The sequence below is a fragment of the Haloechinothrix sp. LS1_15 genome (genome assembly GCF_033042135.1).
GTDB lineage: Bacteria > Actinomycetota > Actinomycetes > Mycobacteriales > Pseudonocardiaceae > Haloechinothrix.
The window spans coordinates 27,001-40,444 of the sequence record NZ_WBXM01000013.1 but is presented as its reverse complement, the minus strand read 5'-3'; the positions used below and the strand labels follow the sequence as shown (position 1 = coordinate 40,444).

Annotated in this window: 13 protein-coding genes; 5 read left to right on the top strand and 8 right to left on the bottom strand. The window is 69.8% G+C overall.

Annotated features, from left to right (window positions below; translation table 11 throughout):
* Positions 1 to 110: 110 nt before the first annotated feature.
* Positions 111 to 797, bottom strand: coding sequence for a hypothetical protein (locus F8178_RS17445; RefSeq protein WP_317495905.1), 687 nt, complete (start codon positions 795 to 797; stop codon positions 111 to 113).
* A gap of 426 nt (positions 798 to 1,223) precedes the next feature.
* Complete coding sequence (locus F8178_RS17440) at positions 1,224 to 1,499, bottom strand: Hsp20/alpha crystallin family protein (protein ID WP_317495904.1); 276 nt, start codon at positions 1,497 to 1,499, stop codon at positions 1,224 to 1,226.
* Between the two features lie 334 nt (positions 1,500 to 1,833).
* On the opposite strand from F8178_RS17440, the gene F8178_RS17435 reads away from it, so the two are divergent.
* The gene (locus F8178_RS17435; protein ID WP_317495903.1) at positions 1,834 to 2,910 is read left to right on the top strand and encodes a hypothetical protein; all 1,077 of its coding nucleotides are present in this window, start codon (positions 1,834 to 1,836) and stop codon (positions 2,908 to 2,910) included.
* A 134-nt stretch (positions 2,911 to 3,044) separates the two neighbouring features.
* Here the strand turns inward: F8178_RS17435 and F8178_RS17430 are convergent, their stop codons facing one another.
* Both F8178_RS17430 and F8178_RS17425 read right to left on the bottom strand, forming a co-directional pair.
* Positions 3,045 to 3,653 (bottom strand): DoxX family membrane protein, encoded by a 609-nt coding sequence (locus F8178_RS17430; RefSeq protein WP_317495902.1) that lies wholly within the window; start codon positions 3,651 to 3,653, stop codon positions 3,045 to 3,047.
* A 133-nt stretch (positions 3,654 to 3,786) separates the two neighbouring features.
* Positions 3,787 to 4,338 carry a hypothetical protein gene (locus F8178_RS17425; RefSeq protein ID WP_317495901.1) on the bottom strand — a complete coding sequence of 184 codons (552 nt, stop codon included), beginning with the start codon at positions 4,336 to 4,338 and terminating at the stop codon, positions 3,787 to 3,789.
* Between the two features lie 399 nt (positions 4,339 to 4,737).
* Between F8178_RS17425 and phoU the strand changes: the two genes are divergently transcribed.
* Positions 4,738 to 5,466 carry a phosphate signaling complex protein PhoU gene (gene phoU / locus F8178_RS17420; RefSeq protein WP_317495900.1) on the top strand — a complete coding sequence of 243 codons (729 nt, stop codon included), beginning with the start codon at positions 4,738 to 4,740 and terminating at the stop codon, positions 5,464 to 5,466.
* Positions 5,467 to 5,516: 50 nt separating this feature from the next.
* Here the strand turns inward: phoU and F8178_RS17415 are convergent, their stop codons facing one another.
* Positions 5,517 to 5,831: a hypothetical protein gene (locus F8178_RS17415; protein ID WP_317495899.1), complete on the bottom strand. Its 315-nt coding sequence runs from the start codon at positions 5,829 to 5,831 to the stop codon at positions 5,517 to 5,519.
* Positions 5,832 to 5,992: 161 nt separating this feature from the next.
* Positions 5,993 to 6,262 (bottom strand): DUF1918 domain-containing protein, encoded by a 270-nt coding sequence (locus tag F8178_RS17410; protein ID WP_317495898.1) that lies wholly within the window; start codon positions 6,260 to 6,262, stop codon positions 5,993 to 5,995.
* A gap of 185 nt (positions 6,263 to 6,447) precedes the next feature.
* Here F8178_RS17410 and F8178_RS17405 point away from each other — a divergent pair, with 185 nt between their 5' ends.
* Genes F8178_RS17405 through F8178_RS17395 form a run of 3 tightly spaced genes read left to right on the top strand, consistent with a single transcriptional unit; the run spans position 6,448 to position 9,639 of the window.
* The gene (locus F8178_RS17405) at positions 6,448 to 6,738 is read left to right on the top strand and encodes a hypothetical protein (protein ID WP_317495897.1); all 291 of its coding nucleotides are present in this window, start codon (positions 6,448 to 6,450) and stop codon (positions 6,736 to 6,738) included.
* A gap of 55 nt (positions 6,739 to 6,793) precedes the next feature.
* Entirely contained in the window at positions 6,794 to 8,161 is a 1,368-nt protein-coding gene (locus tag F8178_RS17400) for a nicotinate phosphoribosyltransferase (protein WP_317495896.1), read from the top strand.
* 5 nt (positions 8,162 to 8,166) lie between these two features.
* Positions 8,167 to 9,639, top strand: a complete 1,473-nt coding sequence (locus tag F8178_RS17395; protein ID WP_317495895.1) for an AAA family ATPase — start codon at positions 8,167 to 8,169, stop codon at positions 9,637 to 9,639.
* 17 nt (positions 9,640 to 9,656) lie between these two features.
* On the opposite strand, the gene F8178_RS17390 is transcribed toward F8178_RS17395, so the two are convergent.
* Together F8178_RS17390 and F8178_RS17385 are read right to left on the bottom strand one after the other, a co-directional pair.
* Complete coding sequence (locus F8178_RS17390; RefSeq protein WP_317495894.1) at positions 9,657 to 11,972, bottom strand: heavy metal translocating P-type ATPase; 2,316 nt, start codon at positions 11,970 to 11,972, stop codon at positions 9,657 to 9,659.
* A gap of 106 nt (positions 11,973 to 12,078) precedes the next feature.
* On the bottom strand, positions 12,079 to 13,230 hold the full coding sequence (locus F8178_RS17385) for an MFS transporter (protein WP_317495987.1): 1,152 nt from the start codon (positions 13,228 to 13,230) through the stop codon (positions 12,079 to 12,081).
* Positions 13,231 to 13,444: the final 214 nt, after the last annotated feature.

Genomic DNA, 13,444 nt, shown 5'->3' with positions numbered 1-13,444 from the left:
CGGCCATGCGCATGGCCCGGTCCCGCACGGACTGCCGTCAGTCACGCCGGGTGTGTCTGGCGCGTTCGGCCCGTTTCCCTGGTCACACCCGCGAGGTGATCACCGATGCCTCAGCACCCGTTCGTTTCCTCTGGGGACTGTCTGACGCGCCGGGTGCGGCGTCGAGCTGTGCCGTACACCAGGCGGGCGAGTGTCCGGCCCGTCAGCGCGCCCACGGTAACCCCCATCAACACGGCCGAGACGATGGCCACCGCGACGTGCCCGGCCAGCGGCCAACCGTCGGGAAGGATGGACAGCGCACCGACCGGGATCATCACACCGACCAGCCAGGCCCCGGCGGTCACCCAGACCCACCTACCGGCACCGGCGACAGCGCGGCGCAACACGAGCCACTGACCGGCACCCATCGCCAACAGGGCCGAGACACCCGCCAGAACCGCCAGCACCACGAAAATCGCGGGTGGCAGGGGGCTGTCGGGACCGTAGGTCCCGATCACCATGCCGACCAGCCAGGCATATCCCGCCGCTGCCGTGGTGACAACAATCCACCGTCGGCGGTTCACCGCCGGGGCGTGTGCCCGCAGCACCCACGCCTGGGCTATACCGAGGACGGTCCCTTCTACTGCGCCGGCGACGGTAAGCCCCGCGACCAGGCCGATTGGTGCGGCGGCGATTGCGACCAGCGCGGCACCTGCGACGGCGGGCGGAACGAAACCGATCAGCTCACCGACGAGGAACGCCAGGATCCAGTGGCGCCGCAGCAGGCGACCACGCCGGGGCAACACCGTGCGAGGCATGCTGCTATTACGGCGCTGCCGCGGTTGAGGGCGGGCGCGGCAACGGCCGGACGGTCAGCCCGAGCTCCCTGGCCCCGGTCACGCGCGCACCGCCCGGCTCGTCCTCGATATCGAGTTGGCCGCCCGCGGGCCGTTCCCGGCAGCACAGTGAGCAACTCCTCCCGTACGCCGGTGCGCAGCTGCGTGGTCGCCAACACCTTGAGCGTCCACACTGGCTCGGGAAGCTCGTCCGGCCGCCGCACGGCGGGGCGCCAATTCCACCGCTTCCATGGGGCGAGCACCTTTCCGTGAGGGAGCGGTGGTACAGGTGAAGCACGCGCCGCGTGCTTCACCTGTACCACCGCACGTTACGAGCGCCCTTCACCGTCACGAAGGAGCCAAAGTCCCTATCGTTGCACGCGTTGGACTTCGAGCTGCTGATCCACCTCACGCCGAGACACGCGCGACGATCGGCACCCGAACCTCGACGATCCCCGCCGCATAGCGCGCGGTGACACCGCTGGTATCAGCGCTCGGCGGCAACGGGATGGCGCGGTCGAGTACACCCCGAACCGCATGTCGGTCCCGCACCGCTACGTACAGTCGACCCGAGACGATCGAGAGGTTCACGTCGCGCGGATCACCGCTGTCCGGGACCGCCACATGGATCAGGTAGACGCCGTCGGCGAGGTACTCCTCGACGCGTAACGAATGATCTACCACCACCGAGGACTGGGGCGCCCAGCACGCGGTCGTACTCGCAACGTCAGGCACCCTTTCGCCTGCCACCGTCATGAGCTCACTCCCGTTCGACCCACCCCTCTGACTGCCGGTTCCAGGCAACCCGATACGCGGCGGTAGCGGGCAGGGGAAGCATTCCCCTGCCCGAGGGACTTAAGTCCCTCGCTTGCTGTGCGTAACGGGCGACCACCTTTTCAGGTGTGCCGGATGTCCCGGGGCCTGTTCCGGTGCGATCCGTGACGTAAGCCCCTAGGCTCGCCGAGCTCCGGCCGCGCACGGTGATGGCAACGACGCGGAAACAGGTGAAGGAGCTGGCGTGGACGCGCTGAACCGAGATGATCTGATTGCACTGCTGCGGCGACGGGCGTCATGCTGCGTTTCGCTGCACCTGCCGACTCATCGATCCGGAGCGGCGACCTCCCAGGGGCCGATCCGTCTCACCAACCTGCTCCGGCGAGTCGAACGGGACCTGCGCGATCGGGGTGACCGACCGTCCGATGTCAGGGCACTTCTCGGCCCGGGCACCGAGCTCGTCGCTGATCAGGCATTCTGGCAGCACCAGGGCGATGGCCTCGCCGTGTACCTCGCGCCGGGCTGGTCGACGACCATCCGCCTACCGATGGTCGTCGAGGAACTCGTCGTGGTCTCCGACCGCCCCGTGGTCTCCCCACTGCTGCGGATGCTGGACGGTGATCACCCGTACTACGTGCTGGCGCTGAGCGAGCAGCACGCCCGCCTGCTGGAAGCGACACGCTGGCGGATCAGCGAGGTGCCGGTACCCGGCATGCCGAGCGGGGTGGCCGACGCGCTGCGCTACGACCTCCCGCAGCGGGAGAAGCAGTATCACGTCGCGGATCGAGGCGGTACCGCAGCGCGAACCATCCGACACGCCCATGGCGTCGGCGCCGAGGTGCAGAAAGAGCGCCTGGTGCGCTACCTACGCAGCGTGGCTGACGCGCTGTGGCCCACGCTGCGCGACGAGCACGCCCCGCTCGTACTAGCCGGAGTCGATCACATCAGGGCGGCGTTCCGCACCGTGTGCCCCTACGATCACATCGTCGATTCCGGTGTCGCCGGGAATCCCGACCGGTCCAGTGCCGCGGAGCTACACCGTCTCAGCTGGGAACTCGTCGCACCGCTGCTCCAGCGGGAGCGGGACGCGGCTCTGGAAGCCTACGGGGACGCGCTCGGCAGCGGGTTGGCCGATACCGATCCGGATAGCGTCACCGAGGCAGCCGGAACGGGTCGGGTCGCTTCCCTGTTCGTGCGGGACGACACTGCCCGTTTCGAGCCAGCCGTGGCTGGCACGCTGTGCCACGACGGGTCGGTCTTCGCGATGCCGCCCGCCGAGGTGCCGGGGCACGCGGATATCGCAGCGCTGTACCGGTACTAGTGCCGCCACCGGCAGCGACCGGGAGACGCCGGGCACTGCCGGGAACTCCGGGCACTGGTGTGCCGCGGGCACGATCGCACACGCGACACGGGGCGCCGACCCACGCAAGTGGGTCGGCGCCCCGGCGCAGATGATCACACCAGCCAGCGCCAACGCCGGACGAGTGTGGTCGCCGACCACCAGCGGCCCAGGCCCCAGGTGTGACCCGCATAGACGACGGCGAGCACGATGATCACCAGCGCGTACACCAGGTTGGACTGGATCAGCGGGTTGGTCGACATCGTGGGATCGCCCGCCTCGGTGAAGCGCGCCAGCGGCCAGTCCGCGGCCCACATCAGCAGCATCATGACCGCACCCGCTCCCGCGGCTAACCGCATGCCGACGCCGAGCAGCAGCGCGACCCCGATACCGGCCAGACCGATCATGAACAGCCAGTCGGCCCACGCGGCGCCTGCCATCGCGTTGAACGCACCGGCGAACGGGCCGGTGTCAGCACCGCTCAAGTAGCCGGTCGTCGGTGATCCACCGTTGATCCAGGCGTTCTCCCCTGCGGTGTTGTACCCGAATCCGAACGCCTTGTCGGCGAAGGCCCACAGGAACACGAATCCCATCACGATGCGCAATGCTGCCAGCAGCCGCCCGGCGACTCCGGACAGCACGGCCCCCTGCTGCTGACCGGTAGCGGTGCTCGTCTGCTCGCGACCACGCGCCGCGTGACCGGATGGCGTCGACTTGATTGCCATGACACACCTCCTCACTCGTTGGTGCGTCCATAATCGGCAACACAGTGGGAGTTCACTGGAGGCGATAGTCCCCGGTCGCACGGCAGAATGTCCCACGTCCGGATGACCGCGCCTCGCCCGAAGGTGCGGGCGTTCAGGGACGTGGTCCGGCAGCCACAGCGTGCGCTGCCAGGAACACGATCACGCTCCCGCCAGCCACCGTGAGCCAGAACATCAGACCAGTCCCGGTCGCGCGGGCACGCGCCTGTTCCACGGTCAGCGGCGGATCCGCCTGCTGCCCCGCAGGATCCACCCAGATCCGTACCTCGTCGCCCGCGATCGAGCCGGCCCGCACCGTGATGGCGCCCTCTCGCGAACCCGGACCGCGCGGGTACGGCCAGATCGCGTGTGCCTCCGCGAACCCACCGGAACCGCGGGGCGGCGACGTGCCACTTGTCCCCGGGCGGGCGTCCTCCAGGAGTACCGCCGCCACCTGCGAACGATCCTCGTGTTGAGCTCGGGACTCCGCCAACTGACGATCGTGCGCCGCTGAGGCCACCATCATGGCGACGGGAATCGCGAGGAGAACAGCCGCGAGCAGGACGGGAAGTACCCGTTCCGGGAGCCGATCAGTTCCCCAGCGATACTGGATGTAACCGGCAAATGCTCGCCACAACCGGCTACATTGCTCAGCGATATCGCGCATAACCCACCTCGCCTCCCTGACGGCGACCGCGCATGATTCGGTGCGGGGTGCCTCGCTCGCACCGCCTCGCACCGGCCGGTCCCGGATGCCACCGGGTTATTCGAGGAGACAGCGGCCTGCCGGATGCCTGCTAGGGTCGAGCGACTTCCGTTGGGAGGGCCATTCGTCCCGCGACGCCCCGTCACCGTGGGCGAGCCGTCATCACTAGCGGGCCAACGGTCCAACACAGCCGGGACCTTTGCCCCTGCCCCACGGCAAGCGACATGGCAGAGACTCAAAGGTGCCGGCCAAGCGCCGGCGCCCGCCCGGGGATGCGGTTGGTTGCGACAGGCCGCTCGTGTACGGCCTGGATTGACCCAACGTCACACGACGGGGATGCCGGCCTCGGGCGGGTACTTCATGACCCGTCCGAGGCAGGGCTCGGCCGACCGGCAGGAGGCGAGTATGCGGGCCGGCTACCGGGCAGAGCTCGACGCGTACTTCGACAACGTCGTCACACTAGCCTGCCGTGCGACCTCGACGATGTCGGAGGCGACCCGGGCGCTGCTGGACGTCGATCCCGCACTGGCCAGCAGCGTGCTCGCCGAGGAACCCCGGGTCAGGCAGGCACACGACAACATCGATTACCGCGCACTGGTGATACTCGCACGCCAGCAGCCGGTGGCGACGGACCTGCGGACCATCATCGCCGGGATCCGCATGAGCGCGCACCTGCAACGCATGGCCGCGCTCGCGCGACATATCGCCGAGATCGTACGGGAGCGCGACGGTACCCGCGTGGTGCCGGAGCGTTTCCGGGAGACCGTAGTCGCGATGGGTGTGGCGGCCGAGCACATCGGCGAGCAGGTATGCGTCGCCCTGCCCGACAGGGACAGCGAGCTGGCCGTGCGGATCATCCGGCACGACGACCGCATGGACGAGTTGCTCGCCAGGCTGCACCGCCTGCTGCTCGACAAGGGCAAGCATGAGGACACCGTCGACACGGTCAACCTCACTCTGATCGGCCGGTACTACGAGCGATTCGCCGATCACGCGGCGGCCATCGCCCGGCGCGTCATCTTCCTGGCGGGCGGTCCGGCGACGCTACCGCGAGGAACCGGCGTCACGGCCGCGTTCCCGGACCACTGACCGGAGCGAGCGCGGAGCCGTGTGCTGGAGGGCAGACGTGACGCGGCAGGCTACGCGACCACACCGCCGTTCGGGGCGTTACCGCCCGGCTCGCGCGGGCCGCGTTCCAGCGCCTCCCAGCCCGCCATCGACAGCCGCGCGGGCACCCGCTGTCCCGACGTGGCCTCGCCTTCCGGACGGATGAATCCTTCCAGCGCCAGCGCGTGCGCGGTGAACTGGTCGCAGCACGCCAGCCCGTCGATGAACAGGTCGGGAACCATGCTCGACGTCAACTCGCCGTGCCCGCAAGCCACCGCACGGAGTATCGCGCGCGCCCTGGGACTGTCGAGGTCGACGCCTGCCGGAGCTGACGAGACATTATGCATGGTGACCTCCCAGGCCGCGGAGCAAACACCCGGAAGGGCGATAGCTCTGTCCGATGTATATCGACTGTAAGCGTTCGAACCCAGCACGGAGCAGTGACCAACGTCGACGATAGTCAGGACGAACGTCGCCGGTAGCATGACCAACCGGCATGCGCCGCTGTCTAGAGCTTCCGCGCCCGACCCGCCAAGTCGACCCGCAGCCGGTGGAGCCGCTGGTTACGTCGCTCGTTCTGCTCCTCGAGCTCGGCCTCGGTCATCACGTGCGCGTCCGGGCCGGGAAAGACCAGTGATGTCCGCCCGTCGTCGATCCAATGCACTAGGTAGGGCGGGGAACCATCCGGGGACCGGACTCCTGTGATCAAGCCCTTGAGCGACTCGTGTTCGAGGTTCGCACGCTCGACGACGAGCCAGTCTCCGACCTGCGCGTACATCGCGCTCCCTCCACTCTCACCCGACGTGACAGACGGTACGGTTCCGACCCGACGGCCGGAGGGGCAGAAAGTCCCCGGAATGGGCACCCTGCGACCTCCACTCCGCAAGCTCGGGACCTGCGGCCGGGCCTCGAGGGACTTTCGACCGCGTCGCTGGAGGGGCGGACACCCGCACCATGAGACGCATGTTCACCGAGCAGAACCCGCACGCCGTCACGCTGCCCGACGCGCCGAGCGACGACCAACGTTCGAAGGCGGTACGCGTCACGGCATCGCACGCCCGAGACACCGCCGAGTTCGAAACCATGCTCGACATGCTGGGGCTGTCCGCCTGTGAAGGCCGCGAGCCGGGCAGCGCCCCCGACAGCTCGTCGACCGGCGGGATCGCAGCCCAGCATGGCCAGCGAGGCAACCGCAGACTGCTCGTCTCCGAGCTGAGGGCCTTGCTGGCAGAGGCGCCCGACCGCGCGAGCTAGCACGGTGCAGGGCACTCCACAGCGTCGTCCCTCGACAGCCGGCCTCGCCGCCGAGGTGAGTACCGGTAGGAGCGAGACGGTCAGCGCGCTGGCCACAGACCTGTACGAGATCCGGATGGCCGCCAGTTACCTGCGGCGAGGGATGACCCAGCCCGCCACGTTCAGCCTGTTCGCCAGGAACCTGCCCGAGCAGCGTGGCTTCCTGGTGGCAGCCGGGCTCGCACGCTGTCTGGACCTGGTGAGCGGGTTCGGCTTCCAGCCGGATGATCTGCGGTACCTCCGCGAACACACCGACTTATCGAGGGGCGATCTCGATGCGCTGGCCCGGCTGCGGTTCGACGGGGACGTCTGGGCTGTCCCGGAGGGCCGGATCGTTTTCGCGGGTGAGCCGATCCTGGAGGTAACCGCGTCGCTGCCGGTGGCGCAGCTACTGGAGACCGCGCTGCTGAACCAGGCCACGTTCGCCACCACGATCGCGAGCAAGGCGGCGCGATGCGTACTCGCCGCGCGGGAGGCCACCGTGGTGGATTTCGGGGCTCGGCGCACGCACGGGCTGGAAGCTGCCCTCACCGTCGCCCGCTGCTGCGCGATGGTGGGCTTCGCGGGCACGAGCTACGTGGCCGCCGCCCGCCGGTTCGGATTGCCTGCGATCGGCACCGTGGCGCATTCCTACATTCAGGCCTTCCCTACCGAGTTCGACGCGTTCGCGGCATTCGGCAAGGACTTCCCGCGAGCCGCCACGTTCCTCGTGGACACCTACGAGACGAGGACCGGCGTCGCCCGCGCCATCCAGGTCGCCGCCGAACTCGGAATCCCCGAGTCGCGCGTCGGTATCCGGCTCGATTCCGGTGATCTCGAGTCGCTGGCCAGGCAGGCGCGCGCCATGCTCGACGCGGCTGCCATGCCGCACGCCACGATCGTCGCCAGCGGCGGCCTGGACGAGTGGCGTGTCGACACGCTCGTCAGGCGGGGCGCACCGATCGATGCCTACGGTGTCGGCACCAGGATCGGCGTATCGTGGGACGCTCCGTCGCTGGACAGCGCCTACAAGCTGGTGGAGTACGCTGGGCGGCCCGTCATGAAGGTCTCCGCAGGCAAGTGGACCGACCCTGGCTGCAAACAGGTGTACCGGGGCGGCACCGCGGAACCCGACGTGCTCGCGCTGCGTACCGAACCCGCCCCCGCAGGCACGCGTGCCTTGTTGAGTCCCGCCATGATCGGTGGTGCCCAGGTGGCTCCGCCGGAATCGCTCGCGGACATCCGCGAACGGGTCGCGCGCGATCTGGCGTGGTTACCGGATCCCGCACGCCGGATCGTCGATCCGGAGCCGATCCCGGTGCGGCGGAGCGCCGCGCTGCGCGCGCTGACCGGCAACATCGTCACCGAGCTCACCGGCGTCGCCGGACCGATGGGAGGAACGTGACCATCGTGAGCACAGCATCCGAGGCCACCTCGTGGGCGTCAGTGCGCGAGACACACGCAGGCATCGTCTTCCTGGTCGGCGACCGCGCGTACAAGGTCAAGAAGCCGGTGGACCTCGGTTTCCTCGATTTCACCGACCCCGCTGAACGCGACCGCGCCTGCCGCAGCGAGGTCGAGCTCAACCGGCGGCTGGCACCGGATGTCTACCTGGGGACCGCTGAGGTGGTCGGACCCGGCACGGAACGCGAGACGATCGTCGTCATGCGACGCATGCCGGACGACCGGAGACTGGCCACCCTGATCGAACAGGGTGCTGACGTCACCGCGACGGTGCGGCAGCTGGCGGAGCTGATGGCGACGTTCCACGCGCGGGCCGAGCGGGGACCACTGATCGACGCGGAGGGCACCGGCGACGCCCTGCGGCGGCGTTGGTACAGCAGCATCGACCAGGTACGACCGTTCCAGGGGGCGGTGCTGGATCACCGGATTTTCGCCGCCATCGAGGGACACGTCACCACCTTTCTCGCGGGGCGTACCGCGCTGTTCGACCACCGGGTGGCCGAGGGCAAGATCGTGGACGGTCACGGCGACTTACTGGCTGCCGACATCTTCGCTCTCGACGACGGACCCCGCGTGCTGGACTGCCTTGACTTCGATGATCGCCTTCGGTGGCTGGACGTGCTCGACGACTTGGCGTTCCTGGCCATGGATCTGGAGCGGCTCGGCGCGCCACAGCTTGCGGCGGAGCTGCTGCGCGGCTACCGGCGAGCGACAGACGATGAGTCATGCGCGGCGCTGCGCCACCACTACATCGCATACCGCGCCTTCGTGCGCTGCAAGGTCGCCTGCCTGCGCCACGCGCAGGGAGACGCGACCGCGGCCGATCGCGCACGGGCGGACGCCGAACTCACGCTCCGGAACCTGGAACGGGCCGAAGTACGGTTGATCCTCGTCGGCGGGCTACCCGGGACGGGCAAGTCCACCTTGGCAGGCGCACTCGCCGAGAGTCTCGGCGCCAGGGTCATCAGCAGCGATCACACCCGCAAGGAACTCGCGGGGATCACCGGCGAGCACGGCGCGCCAGCAGCGTTCGAGGAGGGCATCTACACGCCGTCGCGGACCGACGCGACCTACCGGGAGATGCTCCGCCGCGCGGGCACGCTGCTCAGCGTCGGCGAGTCGGTGATCCTGGATGCGTCGTGGCACGCGCACGCGCATCGTGAGCTGGCGCGCGAACTCGCATCCCGTGCGCACGCCCGGCTGATCCAGCTACGGTGCGAGGCCCCAGCCGAGGTGATGGCCGAGCGGCTACGAATCCGGAGGTCATCGATCTCCGATGCCACGCCCGCCATCGCCGCGCGCATGACAGAACACACCGATCCCTGGCCCGACGCGTACATCATCGACACGGTCGCGGACCCGCTTCGCGCGGCCGCGGCAGCCCTCGACCGCTGCGGCCCCGGTCCGCGGGCGCTGTGATCCGCTGCGTCGCGGGCTCACCCTGATCCGCCAGTGCCACGGCGGGGTGTGCGAGGAGTCTCGCGATCGAAGGCGGACGCCGAGAGCGAGAAGTAGGCTTCTTCTTCCTGCGCGAAATGCAGGGTGAGGATCGCGTCCAAGCCGTAGAGGGTCGCACGCAGGTCGCCAATCTGATCCTCGGCGATCCCGCCCTCGGCCTCCTCGACGTGGCGGCGCAACCGGCGGGCCAGCCGCTCGATCTCGGCGTGGGCACGGCTCATCGTCACCGTTCCCGCCGCTCCACCCAGCACCTCGGCAAGCGCGGGGTACAGCACGGTCTCCTCGGCGTGCTCGTGCGGCAGCAGCTCGGTCGCCACGAGCTCATCGGCGCGCCGCACCGCGGCATCCACCCGCGGACCCGTGCCGTGCGCCAGCGCGTCTGCGGCCTGGCGTACCGCGGCGCGCGCCGTGTGCAACCCGTCATGTTCCGAGGCGAATCGACGGAGCAGGGCATCGACGTGCGCGGGGGTGCGCCGTGACCGGCCGCGCACCGCGCGCAGCGCATTGAGGATGACGGCCACGTCGATGCCTTCCTGCACCAAGGCACCGGCCACCGGAGCCAGCCACCCCACCGCTGCCGCGGCCATCGCCAGCAGTGATAGGGCCGTCCCGCTCAACGCGCTCTGTAACGCGATCCGCCGCGTACGGCGCGCGACGTCCACCGCGTCCGCGATCCGGTCGATCCGGTCGTCGGTGATCACCGCATCGGCCGCCTGCACCGCGGCGGTCGATCCCCGTGACCCCAGTGCGACGCCGATGTCGGCCGCGGCCAGAGCGGGCGCGTCGTTCACACCGTCGCCGATCATCACCGTCGTACCGGCCGACTGCGCGGCGCGGACCCGCGTGATCTTGTCGGCCGGGCTCGCATCGGCATGTACCTCGTCGAGGCCGAGCATGCTGGCGACCTCGGTCGCATTGGCGACCCGGTCACCGGTTAACAGCGCCACCTGCTCGATCCCTGCCTCGCGCAACCTGCGCATGGTCCGCGCGGCGTCCGGCCGGATGCTGTCGCGGACGAGGAGCGCGGCGACCGGAGTCCCGTCAACCGTCACCCACAGCACCGACGCGAGGTCGAGGTTGCTGCGGCGGGCGGCCGCGCGCGCCCATTCCGGCAGGATGGTGGAATCGGGGATCCTGCCCACGCTCACCCGACGCCCGGCGACGGTGCCGGTCACCGCCCACCCGGGTTCCTCGGTCACCGCGCTCGCGGCCGCCGGTGTCACTCCTGCGCGCTGCGCCGCGCGCACTACGGTGGCCGCCAGCACGTGCGCCGAGTACCTCTCCACTCCTGCCGCTGCCGCGAGTAACTCGGTCATGGATGTGCCAGGAGCGCACACCACGTCGACAATCTCGGGATTGCCGGTGGTCACGGTGCCGGTCTTGTCCATCAGGATGGTCCGCGCGTGTCCCAGCTGCTCCAGTGATGCGCCGCCCTTGACGACGACCCCGGCGCGGGACATGCGGGACAGCCCGCCGGACACCGCGATCGGTACCGCCAGCAGCAATGGGCACGGGGTCGCGGTGACGAGCACGGCCACCGCCCGCACCGGATCTCCGGACAGCAGCCAGGCCACACCGGCGATAACCAGCGTCAGCGGCAGGAACCACACCGCTACCCGGTCGGCGATCCGTGCGACCGGGGCGCTCTCCGCCTGCGCCTGCTCGGCCAGCCGCAGCACCCCCGCGTAGGTGCTGGCATCGGCGGATGCCGTCGCGATGGTGTCCACGGCGGCTCCGGCGTTGGCCACGCCGCTACGCACCGGGTCTCCCCCGGCGCGCGGTACCGGCTCCGGCTCGCCGGTCAGTGCCGACTCGTCGAACAACCCGTCGCTGTCGAGCACGGCGTCCACCGGGACGACCTCGCCGGGCAACACCACGACCCGGTCCCCGGGCACCACTTGATCCACGGGCACCGTCACCAGGTCACCGGCCCGGCGCAGGTGCACCGTGGTGGGCGCGCGAGCCAGCAGCGCGGACAGGTCCCTGCTCGCGCGGCTGCTCGCCGCTGCTTCCAAGGCCCGGCCGGTGGCCACCATCAACGCGATGACAGCCCCCGCCAGGTACTCACCCACGGCCAACGTGCTCGCCAGAGCCATCACCGCGAGCAGGTCGGCCCCGTAACGCCCGCGCCGCAGCTCAGCACTCACCCAGACCAGCGCGGGTGCCAGCGCGACCACGGTCGTGGCCGCCCACACCGCGCGGCCCACCCCGGGATCGACGAACCAGAGCCCGCTCCCGGTGACCAGCAGCACGCCGACGACGATCAGCAGCAGGAATTCCCGTACGCGCCGCATCCACCCACCCCCTCCCGCGGTGTGAGCCGAACGTGACATCCGGCTCCCGCTACGGAATGAAAGGCACATCCGTTCCCACCGTTAGCCGCGTACCGGCCCGACGGGGTCACGCCGGGCTGCTCGCCGGGCTCTCCCAACGCATGCGCCGCACCAGCACCGCGGCGGCAAGGACGGTGACGGCCAGCAGGCCGAGACCGAGCGCGTAGCTCTGCAGCCACCCGTAGAAGACACCCATCAGCAGCGGTGGCACGAACCCGCCAAGGCCGCCTGCCGCGCCGACCACCCCGGTGACAGAGCCCACCCGGTCGCCGGGGGTCAACAGGGCGACCAGCGCGAACGTCGCGCCCGCCCCGGCGCCCAGCGCGGCCGCCATGGTCAGAAACGTCATGGTGCCGATCGGCAGCAACGCGGGCTCGACGACCTGCACCGCGGCGGCGATCCCCACGATGCCGAGCACGGCGACCAGTACCGGTACCGGGTGGAACCGGTCCGACAGCCAGCCGCCGACGGGGCGGGCGGCCACGGCGACCAGCACGAAGCCGGCCATCCGGTTGGCGGCATCGGCATCGGCGAGCCCGTACGCGGTGGTCAGGTACGCCGGCAGGTACACCGAGAACGCCACGAAACCACCGAACGTCAGCGCGTAGACCCCGGAGGCCTGCCAGGTAATGGGCAGCCGCATGGTGGTGGCCAGCCTGCGCAGCATCGGTTCGCGGCTGACCTGCCTGCCAGGGGCATCGCGCACGACCAGAACCGTCACGATCGCGTAGGCCACCAGCACCGCGGCGGTCAGCAGGAACGGGAACCGCAGGTTCACCGCCTCCACCAGCGGCACCGTCGTCAGCGCCGCGATCGCCGAGCCACCCATACCCACGCCGTAGATGCCGAGCGCGAGCCCGCGCCGTCCCGCCGGGAACCACGCGTTCACCAGGGGGATCCCGATCGCGAAGGCGGTGCCGCCGATACCGAGCAGGAACCCGCACAGCAGCAGGGTTCCCAGCCAGGTGTACCCGCCCGCCGCGAGCAGCACCAGCGTCAGCACCGTGGCCAGCGATACCGCGGGGAACATCACCCGCCCGCCGAAGCGGTCGGTGAGCGCACCCACCGGGATGCGGCCAAGCGATCCGACGATCACCGGCACGGCCACCACAAGGGCCTGCTGGAACGCCGACAGTTCCAGCTTCTGTTGGAACAGCGGGCCTAGCGGGCTGAGCAGCGTCCACGCCCAGAAGTTCAGCGCGAAACCGAGCGTGGCCATGGCCAGTACCCACCACGCCGTACGGCTCACGCGCGCTCGCTGGGCGTCACCGGATCCGGGGGCAGAAGTCGCGTGTGTCGTCACGGGATCCACCGTGCAAGGGTGCACCGCCGGACAACTAGAGCGCTAGTACCCTGTGGCTGTTGCCGAAAGGCTGTGCCGGTCAGGGTCTTTCGTCTCTGCTGACCGGTGCCCGTGGTGCAGCAACCTGAAG

What these genes read in the sequence shown, in the direction of transcription:
- F8178_RS17445 (WP_317495905.1), bottom strand. Translation starts at nt 797, where the DNA reads ATGCCTCGCACGGTGTTGCCCCGGCGTGGTCGCCTGCTGCGGCGCCAC.
- F8178_RS17430 (WP_317495902.1), bottom strand. Translation starts at nt 3,653, where the DNA reads ATGGCAATCAAGTCGACGCCATCCGGTCACGCGGCGCGTGGTCGCGAG.
- F8178_RS17425 (WP_317495901.1), bottom strand. Translation starts at nt 4,338, where the DNA reads ATGCGCGATATCGCTGAGCAATGTAGCCGGTTGTGGCGAGCATTTGCC.
- phoU (WP_317495900.1), top strand. Translation starts at nt 4,738, where the DNA reads ATGACCCGTCCGAGGCAGGGCTCGGCCGACCGGCAGGAGGCGAGTATG.
- F8178_RS17415 (WP_317495899.1), bottom strand. Translation starts at nt 5,831, where the DNA reads ATGCATAATGTCTCGTCAGCTCCGGCAGGCGTCGACCTCGACAGTCCC.
- F8178_RS17410 (WP_317495898.1), bottom strand. Translation starts at nt 6,262, where the DNA reads ATGTACGCGCAGGTCGGAGACTGGCTCGTCGTCGAGCGTGCGAACCTC.
- F8178_RS17405 (WP_317495897.1), top strand. Translation starts at nt 6,448, where the DNA reads ATGTTCACCGAGCAGAACCCGCACGCCGTCACGCTGCCCGACGCGCCG.
- F8178_RS17390 (WP_317495894.1), bottom strand. Translation starts at nt 11,972, where the DNA reads ATGCGGCGCGTACGGGAATTCCTGCTGCTGATCGTCGTCGGCGTGCTG.
- F8178_RS17385 (WP_317495987.1), bottom strand. Translation starts at nt 13,230, where the DNA reads ATGGCCACGCTCGGTTTCGCGCTGAACTTCTGGGCGTGGACGCTGCTC.